The sequence below is a fragment of the Methylorubrum populi genome, assembly GCF_002355515.1.
Lineage (GTDB): Bacteria > Pseudomonadota > Alphaproteobacteria > Rhizobiales > Beijerinckiaceae > Methylobacterium > Methylobacterium populi_A.
The window spans coordinates 5422610-5440367 of the sequence record NZ_AP014809.1 but is presented as its reverse complement, the minus strand read 5'-3'; the positions used below and the strand labels follow the sequence as shown (position 1 = coordinate 5440367).

Genomic DNA, 17758 nt, shown 5'->3' with positions numbered 1-17758 from the left:
GCTAACCCGCGCGCCCCGTCGTCAGCGACGACGCGCCGAGACGAAACCATGCGCTCGATCCTTCCCATAGCCGGAGCCATCGCCCTCGCCATGACCAGTGCCGCTTCCGCCGCCCAGCCCGTGACGCTGCCCTCGGGCCTCAGCTACACCGACGAGGTGATCGGCACCGGCCCCGAGCCGAAGACCGGCCAGCAGGTCACCGTCCACTACACCGGCTGGCTCGACGAGGGCGGCGGCAAGCGGGGCAAGAAGTTCGACTCGTCGCGCGACCGCGGCCAGCCCTTCTCCTTCACCATCGGCGCGGGCCAGGTAATCCGCGGCTGGGACGAAGGCGTCGCCACGATGAAGGCCGGCGGCCGCCGCATCCTGACGATCCCGCCGGCGCTCGGCTACGGCGCCCGCGGCGCCGGCGGCGTGATCCCGCCGAACGCGACGCTGATCTTCGACGTCGAGCTGATCGGCTCGCGCTGATCGTCGCGTCCCGTCCGGCGCCCCTAAAGGGCGCCGGATCCCGTCAACGGGGGCCTCAGATGAGCCGGTGCTCGCGGGCCAGGGCCAGAAGATCCCGCTGCGGCCGGGCGCCGATATGCTCGATCACCTCGGCCGCCGCGAGCGCACCGAGACGGGCCGAGGCCACGTAATCGATGCCGCGGGTGTAGCCGGCCAGGAAGCCCGCCGCGAACAGATCGCCCGCTCCCGTGGTGTCGACCACCTCGCGCGCCGGGAAGGCGTCCACCGCCCGCACCTCGCCGCCGCGCACCACGAGCGCGCCCTGAGCCGAGCGGGTGACGAGGCCGAGCAGGTGCGTGCCCTTGACGCCGCGCTCCTCGCGCAGCGCCGCGACCGCCGCATCCGGGTCGTCCGTTTGGTAGAGGCTCTGCAGCTCGCCGATATTGGCGAACAGGATGTCGATGCTGCCGTTGCGGATGAGTTCGAGGAACTCGTCGCGGTAGCGGCCGACGCAGAAGGCGTCCGACAGGGTCAGCGCGACGGCGTTGCCGGCGGAATGCGCGACCTTCACCGCCTTGCGGAACGCATCCTTGGCGGCGGGCGGATCCCACAGATAACCTTCGAGATAGGTGACGCGGGCCGAGCGGACCGTGGCCTCGTCCACGTCGTCGGGGGAGAGGCCCTGGCAGGCGCCGAGATAGGTGTTCATGGTGCGCTCGCCATCGGGCGTCACCAGGATGAAGCAGCGGGCGGTGGCCGGGCCCTCGGTGGCGGCGGGCACGTCGAAGCGCACGCCGGTCGCCTTCAGGTCGTGGCTGAACAGCCGGCCGAGTTCGTCCTCGTGCACCTTGCCGACGAAGCCGGTCTTGGCGCCGAGCAGCGCCGCGCCGACCGCCGTGTTGGCGCCCGAGCCGCCAGAGACGACGGTGGCCGGCCCCATCACCTCGAAGAGGTTCTCGGCCCGCGGCTCGTCGATGAGCTGCATCGCGCCCTTCGCCACGCCCTGCTGGACGAGGAAATCCTCGTCGGCATGGGCGATGAGATCGACGATGGCGTTGCCGAGGACGAGAAGGTCGAGGGATTGGGACATCGGGCCGTCCGGTCTCGCGTGACAGATGGGCCGGGCCTGTCGCACCCCGCTCGACGAGCGTCAAGCAAGGGCCGCCTCAAGGCTCCGCGAACAGGGCCGCGACGGGGAGCGTGAGCCCGGGCGGATCGAGCGAAAGATCGCCGGATGCGACGATCCGGGTCTCGATCAGATCGCCTGTGCTGCGGCGGTGGTGGATCACCGTGCGCCGCTCGGTGTCGAGGATGAGGTAATGGCGCAGGCTCGGCAGGCGGAAGTAGCCGAGGAGCTTGGCGCCGGTATCGACGTGCTTCGTGCTTGGGGAGATGACTTCGACCACGATCACCGGCGCGTCGGCTTCAATCGCGCTGTCCGCGAGACGCTCGCCGCAGCGGACGAGGGCATCCGGCTCGAAGGACGTATCGTCATCGACGCGAACGACCATCCCGTCGGGAAACATCTCGCACGGCAGGCCGGCCGCCGCGATCGCTCGGTCGAGGGCACGATGAACCCGATACTTCACGCGGGCATGAACCGCCCGCTGGGGCGACATCGCGAATACCTCACCATCGAGGAGTTCGTGCCGCCCCGGCCGGCCCTCGGCCCAGGTCAGGAACTCATCGACGGTCATACGGGCTGTCGGCCCGACCTTGGGCTGCACGCTCATAGGCTTGAGCCTATCACCATTCCCGATGCCGGCGAAGGCGGGACGCTACTGCTGCAGCGCCTTCACCTCGCACTGCGCGTAGTCCGAACTCGCCTTCACATACGCGTTGAGCTTCTGGACGTAAGCCCCTGCGATCGATTGGAAAGCCTGGGCCTGGGCGTTGTAGGCCTTGATCGCGTCGTTGTAGCTGTAGGCCTCCCAGCCGGGGCAGCCGTCCTTCTTGTCGAGGCAGGCGGGTTTTTCCGGAAGCTTCGGCTTTTCCGGCCGCGCCTCGGCCGGCGGGGGCGTCGGCGGGATGCAGGGGGCGGCGAAGACCGGCCCCGCGAGGCCGGCCAGCGCCAAAGCCGTGAAGATGCGTCCTGCCATGATCCGTCCCCGAGCCGTTCCTGCGACGGTTCTGGCCGCCGAGTTGTGGCGGGAATGGGGTCGCCCCGGCGCCAGCGTTAACGCACCGTCGCGCGAGATCGGTTAGAACGCGTTCCATGCCGCGCACGCCCCCCTCCGCCGCCGTCGAATCCCTGAGCGAGGACGCCGCCCAGGCACGCCACGCCGAGCTGTCCCGGGCGATCGAGCGGGCAAACCACCTCTACTACAACGAGGACGCGCCCGAGCTGACGGACGCCGAATACGACGCCCTGCGCCAGGAGCTGGAGGCGATCGAGGCGCGCTTTCCCGCGCTGACCGGCACCACCGAGGCGAGCGCGGGCGTCGGCGCCAAGCCGTCGGAAAAGTTCGCCAAGGTCCGGCACGCGGTGCCGATGCTCTCGCTGGGCAACGCCTTCGCCGACGAGGACGTCGAGGAATTCGTCGCCCGCGTGCGCCGCTTCCTCAACCTGACGGCCGACGAGCCCGTCGCCTTCACCGCCGAGCCGAAGATCGACGGGCTGTCGCTGTCGCTGCGCTACGAGGGGGGAAAACTCGTCACGGCGGCGACGCGCGGCGACGGCGAGGTCGGCGAGAACGTCACTGCCAACGCGCTGACGGTGGAGGACATCCCCGAGACGCTGTCGGGCGAAAACATTCCCGAGGTGCTGGAGGTGCGCGGCGAGGTCTACCTATCGCACGCCGATTTCGCAGGCATCAACGCGCGCCAGGAGGCGGCGGGCAAGCCGCTCTTCGCCAATCCGCGCAACGCGGCGGCCGGGTCGCTGCGCCAGCTCGATCCGGCGATCACCGCCTCGCGGCCCCTGCGCTTCTTCGCCTATGCCTGGGGCGAGGTCTCCGAACCCTTCGCCGACACGCAGTCGGCGGTGCTCGAGCGGTTCCGCGGCTGGGGCCTGCCGGTCAATCCGCGGACCAAGCTGTGCCGTTCGGCGGAGGAGATGATCGCCCATTACCGCGCCATCGAGGCGGAGCGGGCCGGTCTCGGCTACGACATCGACGGCGTCGTCTACAAGGTGGACGATCTCGGTTTCCAGCGACGCCTCGGCTTCGTCAGCCGGGCGCCGCGCTGGGCGCTGGCGCACAAATTCGCGGCGCAAGAGGCGATCACCGAACTTCTCGCCATCGACATCAATGTCGGCCGCACCGGCTCGCTCAACCCGCTGGCCCGCCTCAAGCCCGTCACCGTCGGCGGCGTCGTGGTCTCGAACGCGACCCTGCACAACGAGGGCTACGTCCAGGGCGTCGGCGCGGATGGCGAGCCGATCCGCGAGGGCCGCGACATCCGCGTCGGCGACACCGTGATCGTGGTACGCGCCGGCGACGTGATCCCGAAGGTCATGGACGTGGTGCTCGACAAGCGCCCGGCCGACGCCGTGCCCTACGTCTTCCCCGAAACCTGCCCGGCCTGCGGCAGCCGGGCGGTGCGCGAGTTGAACCCGCGCACGAAAAAACTCGATGCGATCCGCCGCTGTACCGGCGGTCTGATCTGCCCGGCGCAGGGGGTGGAGCGGCTCAAGCACTTCGTCTCGCGCAACGGCTTCGATCTCGAAGGGTTCGGCCAGACCTATATCGAGGTGCTGTTCGAGGCGGGCCTCGTGAAGCAGCCCGCCGACCTGTTCCGGCTCGAATTCGAGCCGCTGAAGGCCGCCATCGTCGCCCGGCGCGAGGCCCTCTCCGCGCAGCGCCGCGCCGAGGGCGAGCCGGCGCCGAAGAAGCCGACCAAGAAGAAGGGCGAGGAGGAGGACAAGGCGATCAAGAACCTGCTCGCCTCGCTGGAGGCGCGCCGGAAGATCCCGCTCAACCGCTTCCTGTTCGCCCTCGGCATCCCGCAGATCGGCGAATCGACCGCCAAGGCGCTCGCGAAGCGCTTCCCCGACATGCCCGCGCTGATGGCGGCCCTCGACGCGGCGACGCGGGAGCAGGCGGGCCGCGACTGGCTCGAACTCTCGGCGCTGCCCCGGATCGGGCCCGGCACCCGCGACCGGCTGTTCGAGACACTCGATCCGCTGCCGGGCGAGGCGATGCAGGACCTGAGCCTCGGCGCCCGCCTGCGCGGACGGCTCACCCCCTCGCAGCGCGAGGCGGTGCTCGCCCATTACGGGAGCGAAGCAGAGGCCGACGCGGCGCTTGAACGGGCGGCCTCGCAGCGGCCGGGCGACGCCTACCGGCTGTTCGCCGACGATGGCGAGATCGGCCCCGTGGCGACGGATTCGCTGATCCAGTTCTTCTCCGAACCCCACAACGATGCGGCGGTCCAGGCGCTGCTCGAAGAGGTCACCACGGAGCCGCTGGCCGCCCCGACCGCCTCGGCCGCGGCCTTTGCCGGCAAGACCGTGGTCTTCACCGGCACCTTGGAGAAGATGACCCGCAGCGAGGCCAAAGCCACCGCTGAGCGGCTCGGCGCCAAGGTCTCGGGCTCGGTCTCGGCCAAGACCGACCTCGTGGTCGCGGGGCCCGGCGCCGGCTCGAAGCTCAAGGACGCCGAACGGCACGGGGTGAAGGTGGTCTCCGAGGACGATTGGCTGGCGATGCTGGCGAAGGTGTAATTTCGGCCTCCAGCCTTGACCCCGCGTCCCCCGCGGCGCAATCCGTGCCCCGGATCAGCCGGCCGGGCGGCCGCTCCGTCGTCAGACGGGGAGGAAAGTCCGGGCTCCATGGAGAGGCGGTGCCGGATAACCTCCGGCGGGGGCGACCCCAGGGACAGTGCCACAGAGAGCAGACCGCCCCGCAAGGCTCGTCCTTCGCGGGGTCAGGGTGAAAGGGTGCGGTAAGAGCGCACCGCGGACGCGGCAACGCGGACGGCACGGCAAACCCCACCGGGAGCAAAACCGAATAGGGGCGACACGCCTTCTCCGCGAGGAGAGGGCAGGCCCGCTCTCCAGGCTCGTCGCCCGGGTTGGTTGCTCGAGGCGGCCGGCAACGGCCGTCCCAGAGGAATGGCTGCCACGTCCGTGGGCTTGCCCACGGGCCCTACAGAACCCGGCTTACAGGCCGGCTGATCCACCCGGCGCATGCCCCAACCGCGCGAAGAGTGCTTTCCATTTTTGGCGCGTCGAAGTGCTTCCCGGACTTCGCGAAATCCGGCAGCGCGGAACCGGCTCCGAAGCATGGGTTGCCGCTCGCCCCGCTTGGTAAACCTCAAGAAAATGTCGGTGCCATTGACGCTCGGTTAACCTTGATGCGGTCAGATCAGAGCAGCCTGCACGGTCAAGCTCGTTGACGCGTTTCGAGGGCCCATGTTACCCCGAGCCATCCCGTTGACGCCCTATTCTGGATCGGCCAACACTCGCTCAGGTTGCCTCGCGGGGCTGCGCGCGCATGGCCGGAACCCCTCGCGGATCGGCGTCGCCACATCCGACCGGGTCGCCCTCCGGTCCGTCCATTCAGCAGGCCCTCATGACTCGTCCCTCGCCGGATGGCGCCCGAGCTTTCTCCGGATTCCGCGAGAGCGGCGCGGGGCAGCGCCGATGAGCCGGGCGCCGCGGACGGCGAAGGGCGAAACGGCCAGGACCGAATCCGCCCGCCACGTTCCCGTGCTCCTCGCCGAGGTTCTCGCCGCGCTCGCCCTCGACCGGCCGGGACTGGCCGTGGACGGTACCTTCGGTGCGGGCGGCTACACCCGCGCGCTGCTCGACGCCGGGCCGGAAATGCGCGTCATCGCCATCGACCGCGACCCGACCGCGATCCGTAGCGGCGCGGATCTGGTCGAGGCCTCCGGGGGCCGCCTGCGGCTGGTTCAGGGCCGCTTCGGCGATCTCGACACCCTGCTCGCCGACCAGGGCGAGGCGCAGGCCGACTGGGTCGTGCTCGATATCGGCGTGTCCTCGATGCAGCTCGACGAGGCGCATCGCGGCTTCTCGTTCCGGCAGGACGGGCCGCTCGACATGCGCATGGGTGGCGAGGGACCGTCCGCGGCCGACCTCGTGAACGGCGAGGAGGAGAGCACGCTTGCCGACATCCTCTACCATTTCGGCGAGGAGCGCCGCTCGCGGGCGGTGGCCCGAGCCATCGTCGAGGCACGCCGCCGCGCCCCGATCGAGACGACGGCGCAGCTCGCCGACCTCATCGCCGGCGTGGTGCGGCCCGAGCCCGGAAGCCCGATCCATCCGGCGACCCGCAGCTTCCAGGGCCTGCGGATCGCGGTGAACGACGAACTCGGCGAACTGGTGCGCGGCCTGCACGCCGCCGAGCGGGTGCTGAGGCCCGGCGGCCGTCTCGCCGTGGTGACGTTCCACTCGCTCGAAGACCGCATCGTGAAGCAGTTCTTCTCCGCCCGCAGCGGCCGGGCGGCCCAGGCCTCCCGCCACCTGCCGGGCGTCGAGCGGCCGGCGCCCAAGAGCTTTCAGCTCGTGACCAAGGGGCCGGTCCTGCCCTCGGAGGCGGAGACGGACGTCAATCCGCGGGCGCGCTCGGCCAAGCTGCGCGCCGGAGAGCGGACCGAGGCACCGCCGCCGCCGCCGCTGAGCGCCATCGAGACGCTGGCAAGCCTGCCGGCTCCGCAGGGACGGGGGGTGCGGCGGTGATCCGGCTTCTCAACGTGCTGGCGATCGTCGGCCTGATCGGCTCGGCGGTCTACGCCTACTCGATCAAGTACGACACGCTCTATCAGGCGGGCCAGGTCTCCAAGCTGAAGACCGCCCTGCACAAGGAGCGGCAGGCCATCGCCGTGCTGCGCGCCGAATGGCAGCTCCTGACCCGGCCCGACCGGCTCCAGGCGGCGGTCGAGCGGCACCTCACCCTCGAGCCCATCGGGGACGGGCATCTCGCCCGGCTCTCCGACCTGCCGAACCGGCCCGACCGCGGTGACGAGATCGGCCGCCTCCTGGCCTCCACGGCGACCCCGACCGCGACGCCGAAGGACAAGCCGGCGAGCGCCCGCGACGAGCCGCGCACGACGGGCTCGGTCACCACCCGCACCGTCTCCACCCGCCCGCCGGCGGTTTCGAGGTAGCGTTCCCGTGTCCCAAGATCCGTCGCACGATCCCTCGCACGATCCGTTGCCTGCTCCCTCGCACGATCCGTCGCCGGAGGGGTCGAGCGCGGTTGCGCAAGATACCGCCCTCTCGCAGGCCGCTCCGGACCCGATTCCGGAGCGCGTGGTGACGAGCGAGCCGCCGGCCACGGCGCTGACGCGGGTCGCCCGGATGATGTTTCGCCTCGCGATCGAGCGGTCGCATGCCCGCGTGGCGCTGGTCGGCCTCGCCTTCACGGCGGTGTTCATGACGATCGGCGTGCGGCTGATCGTGATCGCGGCCACGCCCGCCAACAACAGCGACGAGCACCGCGTGGCGGCCGCCGCCACCACCGCGATCCGTCCGGACATCATCGACCGCAACGGCGAGATTCTGGCCACCGACATCCGCACCGTCTCGGTCTTCGCCGAGCCGAAGCGGATGGCGCGCACCTTCGACACCGACGAGGCAGTGGAACTCCTGACCGCGGTTCTGCCGGAGCTGAACGCCGCGGAGTTGCGCTCGAAGCTGTCCTCGAAGAAGGGTTTCGTCTGGATCAAGCGCGAGATCACGCCGAAGCAGCAGCTCGAAGTCCACCGCCTCGGCATTCCCGGCGTCGGCTTCCTGCCCGACCACAAGCGCGTCTACCCGAACGGGGTGGCGGCGGCGCACATCATCGGCGCGACCAACCTCGACAATATCGGCATCGCCGGGATCGAGAAGTACATCGACAACCGCGGCAACAAGGCGCTCAACGAGTTCGGGCTCGTGGCCAAGCAGACCGACCTCTCGCCGATCCAGCTCTCCCTCGACCTGCGCGCCCAGTTCGCCGTGCGCGACGAGCTCGTGAAGGGCGTGGAGAAGTTCAAGGCGAAGGCCGGCGCCTCAATGATCCTCGACGTGACCACCGGCGAGGTGATCGCGCTCGCCTCCTACCCGGATTTCGACCCCAACGAGCCGAAGGACGCGCTGTCCGACGACCGCATCAACCGGATGAATGTCGGCGTCTACGAGATGGGCTCGACCTTCAAGGCGATGACCCTCGCCATGGCGCTCGATTCCGGCAAGTACAACGTCAACTCGACCTTCGACACCCGCGGCGGCGTGCTGCATTGGGGCCGGCAGAAGATCCACGACTACCACGCCACCGGCCGCGTGCTGACCATGCCGGAGGTGTTCACCCACTCCTCCAACATTGGCTCGGCCAAGATGGCGCTCGGCGTCGGCGTGCCCGGCCACCGCGCCTTCCTCAAGAAGATGGGCCTGCTCGACCGGATGCGCACCGAGCTGCCGGAATCGGCCGCGCCGATCCTTCCGCCGCGCTGGGCCGAGATCAACACCATCACGATCGCCTTCGGCCACGGCATCGCGGTGGCGCCGATCCAGGCGGCGGCGGCGGTGGCGGCGATCATCAACGGCGGCGACCTGATGACGCCAACCTTCCTCAAGAGCGACGAGGCGACCGCGCGGGCGAAGGCGAGCCACGTGCTGAAGCCCGAGGCCAGCGAGGCCATGCGCTTCATCATGCGCCTCAACGCCACCGAGGGCTCGGCCAAGAAGGCGTCGGTCCCGCTCTACTATGTCGGCGGCAAGACCGGCACGGCGGAGAAGGTCATCAACGGGCGCTACGCCAAGAACCGCCTGTTCACGACCTTCATGGCGGCCGCCCCCATGGACAAGCCGAAATACCTGTTCCTGACCATCATGGACGAGCCGCAGGGCCTGCCCGAGACCGGCGGCTACGCCACCGCCGCCTACAATTCCGGTACGGTGACGGGCAAGATCATCGAGCGGGCCGCGCCGATCCTCGGGCTGGCGCCGCGCTTCGACCCGCCGGTCAAGCCCTTCCCGCTCATGGTGAAGCTCGGCGCCTACCATGCGACCATGGTGGACGGACAGTGACGATGGCCTGTACCCGGTCGGCCTGACCCGCACGGACTCTTCCGAGGATTCTTCCCGATGAGCCAGCCGACGCTTGCTGACCTGTTCCCGGAGGCGGACCCGGCGATCGCCGCCCGACCCGTCGCCGGCCTCACCGCCGACAGCCGCCGGGTCGTGCCCGGCGGCGTGTTCGTGGCCGTGCCCGGCACGACCGCCGACGGCCGACTCTTCGCCGCAGCCGCGGCAGCGGCCGGGGCGGTCGCCGTGGCCGGGGAGGGGAGGCGCCCGGCGGACCTGCCCGAGGCGACCGCCTGGATCGAGGTGGCGGAGGCCCGCCGGGCGCTCGCCCTCGCCGCCGCCCGCCTGTCCGGGCGCCAGCCGGAGACGGTGGTGGCGGTCACCGGCACGAGCGGCAAAAGCTCGGTCGCCGATTTCGTACGGCAGATCCTGTCGCGGCTCGGCCGGGACGCGGCCAGCCTCGGCACCGTCGGCATCGTCACGAACCGGGGCGCGGCCTACGGCTCCCTGACGACCCCCGATCCCGTGACGCTGCATGAGACCCTGGCGCGGCTGGCGGAGGAGGGCATCACCGATCTCGCCATGGAGGCCTCCTCCCACGGCATCGAGCAGCGCCGCCTCGACGGGGTCGCGCTGACGGCCGCCGCCTTCACCAATCTCGGCCGCGACCACCTCGATTATCACCCGACGATCGAGGATTATCTCGAGGCCAAGCTCCGGCTGTTCACGACACTGCTGCCGAAAGGCCGCCCGGCCGTCGTCAACGCCGACGGCGCCTATGCCGAGCGCGTCATCGGCACCGCCGATGCCGCCGGGCACGCGGTCCTGACCACCGGACGCGGCGGCGACTTCATCCGCCTGATCGACGCCGGCACGGCTGGCTTCTCGCAGAGCCTGACGCTGGCCCATGGCGGCCGCGATTACCGCGTGCGCCTGCCGCTGGTGGGCGGCTTCCAGGTCGAGAACGCGCTCGTCGCGGCAGGTCTCGCGCTGGCGACGCCGGCGGGCGCGGCCGATCCGGCGGGCGTCTTCGCCGCCCTCGAAGGGCTGACCGGCGTGCCGGGCCGGATGGAGCGGATCGGCGAGGCGAACGGGGGCCTGTGCCTCGTCGACTACGCCCACAAGCCGGAGGCGCTGGAGCATGTGCTGACGGCTTTGCGTCCCTTCGCCAGCGGGCGCCTCGTCGTGGTGTTCGGCTGCGGCGGCAACCGCGACGCCGGCAAGCGGCCGATCATGGGCGCCATCGCCGAGCGCCTCGCCGACCGGGTCATCGTCACCGACGACAACCCCCGCAACGAGGAGCCCGCCGCGATCCGCGCCGCGATCCTCGCCGCGGCGCCGGGCGCGGAAGAGATCGGCGACCGGGCCGAGGCGATCCGGGCCGGCGTGCGCGCTCTGAGCGCCGGCGACGTGCTGGTGGTGGCCGGCAAAGGTCATGAAACCGGCCAGATCGTCGGGTCACGCGTGCTCCCGTTCTCGGATCACGACACCCTGCGCGCCGCGATCGCGGAGTTGAACGGATGAGCGACGCCCCCCTCTGGACCCCGGATTCCCTGGAAGCGGCCACCGGCGGACGCCTGATCGGCGCGCCCCGCGCGGTCACCGGCGCGTCGATCGACACCCGCAGCCTGGAGCCCGGCGACCTGTTCTTCGCCATCCGCGGCGAGGCGCGGGACGGCCACGACTTCGTACCGGCTGCCCTTGAGAAGGGCGCGGGCGCCGCCGTGGTCGCCGCCTCGCGCGCGGCTGAGTTCGAAAAGATCGGTCCGGTGCTGGCCGTGCCGGAGGAGGGCGACGATCCGGTTCTGGAGGCGATGCGCCGCCTCGGCCTGGCCGCCCGCGCCCGCACCGGGGCCGCCATCGTCGCGGTGACCGGCTCCGTCGGCAAGACCGGCACCAAGGAGGCCCTGCGCCACGTGCTGTCGGCGCAGGGGAAAACGCACGCCTCGGTCGCCTCCTACAACAATCACTGGGGTGTGCCGCTGACGCTGGCGCGGATGCCGGCGGACAGCCGCTTCGGCGTGTTCGAGATCGGCATGAACCACGGCGCCGAGATCCTGCCGCTCACCGCGATGGTGCGGCCGGACGTGGCGCTGATCACCACGGTCGAGCCGGTGCATATCGAGCATTTCCGCTCGCTCTCGGCCATCGCCGACGCCAAGGGCGAGATCTTTTCCGGGTTGAAGCCCGGCGGCGTCGCGGTGATCAACCGCGACAACCCGAACTACGAGCGGATGCTCGCCCACGCCCATGCCTCGCGGGCCGGACGCATCATCACCTTCGGCGAGCACGCGGCGGCGGATGTGCGGGCCAACCGCATCCTGACCCGGCCCGACGTCTCGGTGGTCGATGCCACAGTGATGGGCGTTCCCGTCACCTACCAGCTCGGCACGCCCGGCCGGCACGTGGCGATGAACTCGCTCGGCGTGCTGGCCTGCATCCACGCCCTGGGCGCCGACCTCGCCCGCGCCGCCCTGTCGCTGGCGGGCCTGAAGCCGCCGGTCGGGCGCGGCGAGCGCACGGCGCTCCGGATCGAGCAAGGGGCTGGGGAAGCCGAAGCCTTCCTCATCGACGAGAGCTACAACGCCAACCCGGCCTCCATCCGCGCCGCCCTGGCGACGCTCGCCGGTATCGAGACCGGCGCCAGGGGCCGGCGCATCGCCGTGCTCGGCGACATGAAGGAGCTGGGCGCGGCGGGCGAAACCCTCCACCGCGAGCTTGCGGAGGCGGTCGCCGCGAACGGCATCGATCTCGTCTTCGCCGTCGGCCCGCAGATGGCGCACCTGTTCGAGGCGCTGCCGATGCCGGTGCGGGGGGCGGCCGGCCTCACCGCCGCGGACGTCACCGACGCCGTGCTCGCGACCCTGCGTCCGGGCGATGCGGTGATGGTGAAGGGCTCCAACTCCATGCGCATGGTCCGCATTGTCGAAGCGGTCAAAGCCCGCTACGCGGTCGCGCCGGACCCGCGCGAAGCCTCGCTGAACGCGGTCCGCTGACCGTCATCCACCGACCGGGCCACGCGCCCGGCCGTTCCTTCCGGCCGCGCGCGACGCCGTGCCGGGCGTGTCGACAAAGAACCTGCCGCGGGCGGACGAACGCATGCTCTATCTGCTGTCGGAACTGAGCGGCACGCTCACGCCCCTCAACGTGTTCCGCTACATCACCTTCCGCACCGGCGGCGCGCTGTTCACGGCGGGCTTCTTCGTGTTCTGGTTCGGCCCCTGGATCATCTCGCTGCTGCGCCTGCGCCAGGGCAAGGGCCAGCCGATCCGCGAGGACGGCCCGGCGACCCACCTGACCAAGCGCGGCACCCCGACCATGGGCGGCCTGATGATCCTGGCCGGCGCCGTGGTCTCGATCCTGCTCTGGACCAACCCGCACAACCACTACGTCTGGGTGACGCTGGCCGTGACCCTCGGCTTCGGCGCGATCGGCTTCTATGACGACTACCTCAAGGTGACGAAGCAGTCGCACAAGGGCTTTTCCGGCCGCTTCCGCCTCCTGCTCGAGTTTGCGATCGCCGGCGCGGCTTGCCTGATGATCTCGATCTACTCGCCGCCCGCCCTGCAGAACCAGCTCGCCTTCCCCGTCTTCAAGGATGCGCTGCTGAATCTCGGCTGGTTCTGGGTGCCATTCGCCGCCTTCGTGATCGTGGGCGCGGGAAACGCGGTGAACATCACCGACGGCCTCGACGGGCTCGCCATCGTGCCCGTCATGATCGCCTGCGCCACCTTCGGCGTGATCGCCTACCTCGTCGGCAACGTCATCTACGCCAGCTACCTGCAGGTGAACTATGTCCGCGACACCGGCGAGCTCGCCGTGGTCTGCGGTGCGGTGATCGGGGCGGGTCTCGGCTTCCTCTGGTTCAACGCACCGCCGGCGCAGATCTTCATGGGCGACACCGGCTCGCTCGCGCTCGGCGGCCTGCTCGGCTCGATCGCGGTGGCGGCCAAGCACGAGATCGTGCTCGCCATCGTCGGCGGCCTGTTCGTGCTCGAGATCATGTCGGTGATCATCCAGGTCCTGTCGTTCAAGCTCACGGGCAAGCGCGTCTTCCGCATGGCGCCGATCCACCACCACTTCGAACAGAAGGGCTGGAAGGAGCCGCAGGTCGTGATCCGCTTCTGGATCATCGCCGTCATCCTTGCGCTGGTCGGGCTCGCCACGCTGAAGCTGCGCTGAGCGCCGGGAGCGCGAGGGACGAACCATGACGCCAGCCACCACCTTCGCCGGCCGGAAGGTCGCCCTGTTCGGCCTCGGCGGCTCCGGTCTCGCCACCGTCCGCTCGCTGCTCGCCGGCGGCGCGGACGTGCTGGCCTGGGACGACAACGCGGGCAGCCGCGACCGCGCCCGCGAGCAGGGCATCACCGTCACGGATCTCAACGAGGCCGATTGGTCGGGCTTCACCGCCCTGGTTCTGGCGCCCGGCGTGCCGCTGACTCATCCCGAGCCGCACTGGACGGTCGGATTGGCGCGGGGGGCCGGCATCCCGATCATCGGCGACATCGAGATCTTCTGCCGCGAGCGCGCGGCGCTGGCGCCGGGGGCGCCGTTCGTGGCGATCACCGGCACCAACGGCAAGTCCACCACCACCGCGCTCACCGCCCATCTGCTGCGCCATGCCGGCCGCGACGTGCAGATGGGCGGCAATATCGGCACCGCAATCCTGTCGCTGGAGCCGCCGGCGGCGAACCGCGTCCACGTGGTCGAGCTGTCCTCGTTCCAGATCGACCTGACCCCGTCGCTGAAACCCGGCGTCGGCATCCTGCTCAACCTGACGCCGGACCATCTCGACCGTCACGGCACCATGGAGAACTATGCCGCGATCAAGGAGCGGCTGGTGGCGGGTGCGGATCTCGCGGTCATCGGCGTCGACGATGCCTATTGCGCCGCCATCGCCGGGCGCCGCACGGGCGAACGCATCCGCCTCCATGTCGAGGGCCACGGCGACGCGGCGGGCGACTATGTCTGCGCCGCCGGCAGGGTGCGCGATTCCGACGGCGCCGTGATCGCGGAGATCTCGGGCATCCCATCCCTGCTCGGCGACCACAACCTCCAGAACGCCGCCGCGGCCGTCGTCGCCGCGATCCGGCTCGGCCTCTCCCGCGAGGAGATCGCCGCCGGCCTGAACAGCTTTCCGGGGCTCGCGCACCGGATGGAGCCCCTGCGCCGGATCGGCCCGACGCTGTTCGTCAACGATTCCAAGGCGACCAACGCCGATTCCACCGAGAAGGCGCTGCTCGCCTTCCGCGACATCCACTGGATCGTCGGGGGCAAGGCGAAGGAGGGCGGCATCGAACCGCTCGCGCCGCTCTTCGACCGCGTCACCCACGCCTATCTGATCGGCGCATCGAGCGACGCCTTCGCCGCGACGCTGGAGGGACGCGTCCCCTTCACCCAATGCGGCACGCTGGAAGCCGCGACCGCCGCCGCCGCGGACGCCGCCCGCACGTCCGGCACGGAGGCGCCGGTGGTGCTGCTGTCGCCGGCCTGCGCCTCCTACGACCAGTTCCCGAACTTCGAGGTCCGCGGCGACCGGTTTCGCGATCTGGTCTCCGCCCTGTCCGACGAAAACGCGGTTTAGCACTGGACAAAGCGCGGCCGCCGGGGGAGGTGCCGGATCCTGTCCGGCCCACCACCGTCGTGATTCATGAACCTCTGGCTCCGCCTCCTCTGGTTGATCGCCACCGCATGGCGGCGACCGAGGATTGACCTGCCCTTCGCCCACTCGTCCCTGAGGTTCCGCGTCTGGCCGCACGACCTCGACACCTCGCTGCACCTCAATAACGGCCGGTACTGGACCCTGATGGATCTCGGCCGGACCGACCTGATGATTCGATCCGGATTGTGGCGCCCCGTGCTGCGGAACGGCTGGACCCCGGTCGTCAGTGCCGGACAGATCCGCTTCCGCCGGGAGCTCCGTCCCTTCCAGGCCTTCGATCTGGAAACACGGCTGCTGCACTGGGACGCCACCCGTGTCGTCATGGAACATCGCCTGATCGCCGCGAAGACCGACACGATCGCCGCGATCGCGCTGGTTCAGGCGGGCCTGTACGACCGGAAGCGGCGAAGCTTCGTCCCCGTGCATCGTCTGATGGAAGCGATCGGCGTCGTGGCGCACAGCCCGCAAGCGACGCCGGAGGTCGAGGCCTTCCTGTCCGCCGGAGACACCCTGCGCCGGGCTACCGCCTCGGACTGAGCATCCCGCTCTCCCGACGATCGGCGCGGTCAGGCGCTCTTCCCGATCGGCCGCGCCTCGACCGGCGCCTCGCTGGCTTTGTGGTCGGCGGCGCTCTCGCGCTCGGCCGGACGCGTCTTGCCGACCGTGCGGCGCGCGCGGAAGACGGGCCGCGTCTCCGCCTCCTTGCGCTTCAGCATGGTGCGGAACTCGTCGCGTCGCTCGTGGATCGAGGCGATGACGTGGCCCATCGGCACGCCGACATCGACCAGCACCGCCTCCGAGAGCTGCAGCGAGGCCTCGATCGTCTCCGGCACCGCGTCGTCGACACCCATCTCGTAGAGCTGCGTCGCGTGGCGCGCGTCGCGGGCGCGGGCGACGATGGTCAGATCCGGCCGCTCGGCGCGGGCCGCCTGAACCACCGCCTCCACCGCGCGGGGATTGTCGAGGGTGACCACGAGGGCGCGGGCCGTGGCGATGTCGCAGCGGCGCAGCATCTCGGTGTTGGCCGAATCGCCGAAATAGACCGGGCTGCCGAGCCGGCGCTGCTCGGCGACCCGGACGGGGTCCGAGTCGAGGGCGATGTAGGCAATGGCGTGGCGCTTGAGCATCTCGCCGACGAGCCGGCCGACCCGGCCGTAGCCCGCGACGATCACCCGGTTCTGCTGCGGGTCCGGCACCGGCTCGGCCCGCGCCCGGCCAAGCCCTTCCTTCGGCACCCGCCGTCCGATCCGGCGGCCGAGGGACGCAAGGCCCGGAATCGCGATCATGGTCACGGTGGTGACGATGAGGGCGGCGCCGCCCACCGGCTCCGGAACGAGGCCCGCGATCATGGCGCCGCCGATCAGCACGAAGGCGAACTCGCCGCCCGGACCAAGCAGAAGCGCCGTCTCCAGCGCCACCGGGCCCGGGATCCCCATGATACGCCCGCCCGCCAGCACCACGGCGCCCTTGATCAGAAGCAGCCCGAGCGACAGGCCGAGAATCGCGCCCGGCGCGGCGACGAGCTGGGCCGGGTCGAGGTTCATGCCGACCGAGACGAAGAACACGCCGAGCAGCAGGCCCTTGAACGGGTCGATCGTCGCCTCGATCGCCCGGCGATACTCGGTCTCGGCGAGAAGCAGGCCGGCGACGAAGGCGCCGAGCGTCATCGACAGGCCGCTGCCGGCCGCCACCAGCGCCGTCGCCACGATGACGAGCAGGCAAGCGGCCATGAACAATTCCGGCGAGCGGGTGCGCGCCACGAGTTGGAAGAGCGGGCGCAGAGCCACGCGGCCGGCCACCACGATCACCACCAGGGCAATTACCGCCTGACCGAGCGCGAGGGCGAGCGCGCCGCCGAGATCGCCGCCGTCCTTCCGGCCGAGCACGGCGATGGCGAACAGGATCGGGGCGACCGCCAGATCCTGGAACAACAGGATCGCGAAGCTGGTGCGCCCGGCCGGCGTGCCGAGCCGCTTCTGCTCGGCGAGCACCGGCAGCACGACTGCCGTGGAGGAGAGGGCCAGCGCCAGCCCGACCAGAACCGCCCCGGCCACCGGCTGATCCAGCACGACGAGGATCCCGGCGATGACGGCCGCGGACGCCGCCACCTGGATCGCGCCGAGGCCGAAGACGAGCCGGCGCAGCACCCGCAGGCGCTCCCAGGACAGCTCGATCCCGATCATGAACATCAGGAAGATGACGCCGAACTCGGCGAGATGCGCGATCTCAGAGCGGTTGCCGATGGTGAAGGGAGCAAGCCAGGGATGCGCGTCGGCGAACCGCCCGAGTCCGAACGGACCGAGCAACGCGCCCGCACCGAGAAAGCCGAGCACCGGGCTGATCCGCAGGCGGTGGAACAGCGGCACGACGATGCCGGCGGTGACGAGAAAGAGGATCGCCTCCCGGTAGCCGCCCGCATGCGCGCCCGCCTGCGCGGCGATCTGGGTTCCGGCCTGCACGGGGTCGGTCATCGGGACGCTGCGCTGACGCTTCGGTCGAGGGAAGAGGCGTCCTGCAGCTTCGATGCCGCGGACGTGATCGCCATCATGGGGGGTGGGCCCGCCACACGGCAACCGGTTTTCGGCCGATGCAGCAGCTTTCCCGCTCCGGTTTCATTGTCTGAGGGCGGCAATCGATACCGACTGCCATCCACCGCTCATCGCTGCGGCCGGCACAAC

General features: G+C 70.6%; 14 protein-coding genes and 1 other RNA gene. 11 read left to right on the top strand and 4 right to left on the bottom strand.

Annotation, left to right across the window (positions count from 1 at the left end; genetic code table 11):
* Positions 1-48: 48 nt before the first annotated feature.
* On the top strand, positions 49-471 hold the full coding sequence (locus MPPM_RS25290; protein ID WP_096487433.1) for an FKBP-type peptidyl-prolyl cis-trans isomerase: 423 nt from the start codon (positions 49-51) through the stop codon (positions 469-471).
* 55 nt (positions 472-526) lie between these two features.
* Here MPPM_RS25290 and MPPM_RS25285 read toward each other — a convergent pair whose 3' ends face one another.
* The 3 genes from MPPM_RS25285 to MPPM_RS25275 all read right to left on the bottom strand — a co-directional run bounded on the left by MPPM_RS25285 (position 527) and on the right by MPPM_RS25275 (position 2549).
* Positions 527-1540: an adenosine kinase gene (locus tag MPPM_RS25285; RefSeq protein WP_096487432.1), complete on the bottom strand. Its 1014-nt coding sequence runs from the start codon at positions 1538-1540 to the stop codon at positions 527-529.
* A 76-nt stretch (positions 1541-1616) separates the two neighbouring features.
* A complete protein-coding gene (locus MPPM_RS25280) occupies positions 1617-2183 on the bottom strand; it encodes a Uma2 family endonuclease (protein WP_096487431.1) in 567 nt (188 codons plus the stop codon).
* Between the two features lie 45 nt (positions 2184-2228).
* Positions 2229-2549: a hypothetical protein gene (locus tag MPPM_RS25275; protein WP_096487430.1), complete on the bottom strand. Its 321-nt coding sequence runs from the start codon at positions 2547-2549 to the stop codon at positions 2229-2231.
* 116 nt (positions 2550-2665) lie between these two features.
* On the opposite strand from MPPM_RS25275, the gene ligA reads away from it, so the two are divergent.
* The 10 genes from ligA to MPPM_RS25225 all read left to right on the top strand — a co-directional run bounded on the left by ligA (position 2666) and on the right by MPPM_RS25225 (position 15617).
* The gene (gene ligA, locus MPPM_RS25270; protein ID WP_096487429.1) at positions 2666-5113 is read left to right on the top strand and encodes an NAD-dependent DNA ligase LigA; all 2448 of its coding nucleotides are present in this window, start codon (positions 2666-2668) and stop codon (positions 5111-5113) included.
* 54 nt (positions 5114-5167) lie between these two features.
* Positions 5168-5570, top strand: an RNA gene (rnpB, locus tag MPPM_RS25265) — RNase P RNA component class A.
* 464 nt (positions 5571-6034) lie between these two features.
* Positions 6035-7090: a 16S rRNA (cytosine(1402)-N(4))-methyltransferase RsmH gene (rsmH, locus tag MPPM_RS25260; protein ID WP_096487428.1), complete on the top strand. Its 1056-nt coding sequence runs from the start codon at positions 6035-6037 to the stop codon at positions 7088-7090.
* On the top strand, positions 7087-7518 hold the full coding sequence (gene ftsL, locus MPPM_RS25255) for a cell division protein FtsL (RefSeq protein WP_096487427.1): 432 nt from the start codon (positions 7087-7089) through the stop codon (positions 7516-7518). Before rsmH ends, ftsL begins: the two co-directional genes overlap by 4 nt.
* A gap of 193 nt (positions 7519-7711) precedes the next feature.
* Positions 7712-9421 (top strand): peptidoglycan D,D-transpeptidase FtsI family protein, encoded by a 1710-nt coding sequence (locus MPPM_RS25250; protein WP_432419865.1) that lies wholly within the window; start codon positions 7712-7714, stop codon positions 9419-9421.
* Positions 9422-9478: 57 nt separating this feature from the next.
* A complete protein-coding gene (locus tag MPPM_RS25245) occupies positions 9479-10942 on the top strand; it encodes a UDP-N-acetylmuramoyl-L-alanyl-D-glutamate--2,6-diaminopimelate ligase (protein ID WP_096487425.1) in 1464 nt (487 codons plus the stop codon).
* Positions 10939-12414, top strand: a complete 1476-nt coding sequence (locus MPPM_RS25240) for a UDP-N-acetylmuramoylalanyl-D-glutamyl-2,6-diaminopimelate--D-alanyl-D-alanine ligase (RefSeq protein ID WP_096487424.1) — start codon at positions 10939-10941, stop codon at positions 12412-12414. The genes MPPM_RS25245 and MPPM_RS25240 overlap by 4 nt, the downstream gene beginning before the upstream one ends.
* A 103-nt stretch (positions 12415-12517) precedes the next feature.
* Positions 12518-13600 (top strand): phospho-N-acetylmuramoyl-pentapeptide-transferase, encoded by a 1083-nt coding sequence (gene mraY, locus MPPM_RS25235; protein ID WP_017483463.1) that lies wholly within the window; start codon positions 12518-12520, stop codon positions 13598-13600.
* A gap of 25 nt (positions 13601-13625) precedes the next feature.
* Positions 13626-15002, top strand: a complete 1377-nt coding sequence (gene murD, locus MPPM_RS25230) for a UDP-N-acetylmuramoyl-L-alanine--D-glutamate ligase (protein WP_096487423.1) — start codon at positions 13626-13628, stop codon at positions 15000-15002.
* A gap of 66 nt (positions 15003-15068) precedes the next feature.
* The gene (locus tag MPPM_RS25225; protein ID WP_096487422.1) at positions 15069-15617 is read left to right on the top strand and encodes an acyl-CoA thioesterase; all 549 of its coding nucleotides are present in this window, start codon (positions 15069-15071) and stop codon (positions 15615-15617) included.
* A 29-nt stretch (positions 15618-15646) separates the two neighbouring features.
* Here the strand turns inward: MPPM_RS25225 and MPPM_RS25220 are convergent, their stop codons facing one another.
* Positions 15647-17551: a cation:proton antiporter domain-containing protein gene (locus MPPM_RS25220; RefSeq protein WP_096487421.1), complete on the bottom strand. Its 1905-nt coding sequence runs from the start codon at positions 17549-17551 to the stop codon at positions 15647-15649.
* Between the last annotated feature and the right edge of the window lie 207 nt (positions 17552-17758).

Excerpts from the sequence above, each read along its gene's own strand:
- ligA (WP_096487429.1), top strand. The coding sequence starts at position 2,666 with ATGCCGCGCACGCCCCCCTCCGCCGCCGTCGAATCCCTGAGCGAGGAC.
- rsmH (WP_096487428.1), top strand. The coding sequence starts at position 6,035 with ATGAGCCGGGCGCCGCGGACGGCGAAGGGCGAAACGGCCAGGACCGAA.
- MPPM_RS25275 (WP_096487430.1), bottom strand. The coding sequence starts at position 2,549 with ATGGCAGGACGCATCTTCACGGCTTTGGCGCTGGCCGGCCTCGCGGGG.
- MPPM_RS25250 (WP_432419865.1), top strand. The coding sequence starts at position 7,712 with ATGATGTTTCGCCTCGCGATCGAGCGGTCGCATGCCCGCGTGGCGCTG.
- MPPM_RS25290 (WP_096487433.1), top strand. The coding sequence starts at position 49 with ATGCGCTCGATCCTTCCCATAGCCGGAGCCATCGCCCTCGCCATGACC.
- MPPM_RS25280 (WP_096487431.1), bottom strand. The coding sequence starts at position 2,183 with ATGAGCGTGCAGCCCAAGGTCGGGCCGACAGCCCGTATGACCGTCGAT.
- MPPM_RS25245 (WP_096487425.1), top strand. The coding sequence starts at position 9,479 with ATGAGCCAGCCGACGCTTGCTGACCTGTTCCCGGAGGCGGACCCGGCG.
- MPPM_RS25225 (WP_096487422.1), top strand. The coding sequence starts at position 15,069 with ATGAACCTCTGGCTCCGCCTCCTCTGGTTGATCGCCACCGCATGGCGG.
- mraY (WP_017483463.1), top strand. The coding sequence starts at position 12,518 with ATGCTCTATCTGCTGTCGGAACTGAGCGGCACGCTCACGCCCCTCAAC.
- murD (WP_096487423.1), top strand. The coding sequence starts at position 13,626 with ATGACGCCAGCCACCACCTTCGCCGGCCGGAAGGTCGCCCTGTTCGGC.
- MPPM_RS25220 (WP_096487421.1), bottom strand. The coding sequence starts at position 17,551 with ATGACCGACCCCGTGCAGGCCGGAACCCAGATCGCCGCGCAGGCGGGC.
- MPPM_RS25240 (WP_096487424.1), top strand. The coding sequence starts at position 10,939 with ATGAGCGACGCCCCCCTCTGGACCCCGGATTCCCTGGAAGCGGCCACC.
- MPPM_RS25285 (WP_096487432.1), bottom strand. The coding sequence starts at position 1,540 with ATGTCCCAATCCCTCGACCTTCTCGTCCTCGGCAACGCCATCGTCGAT.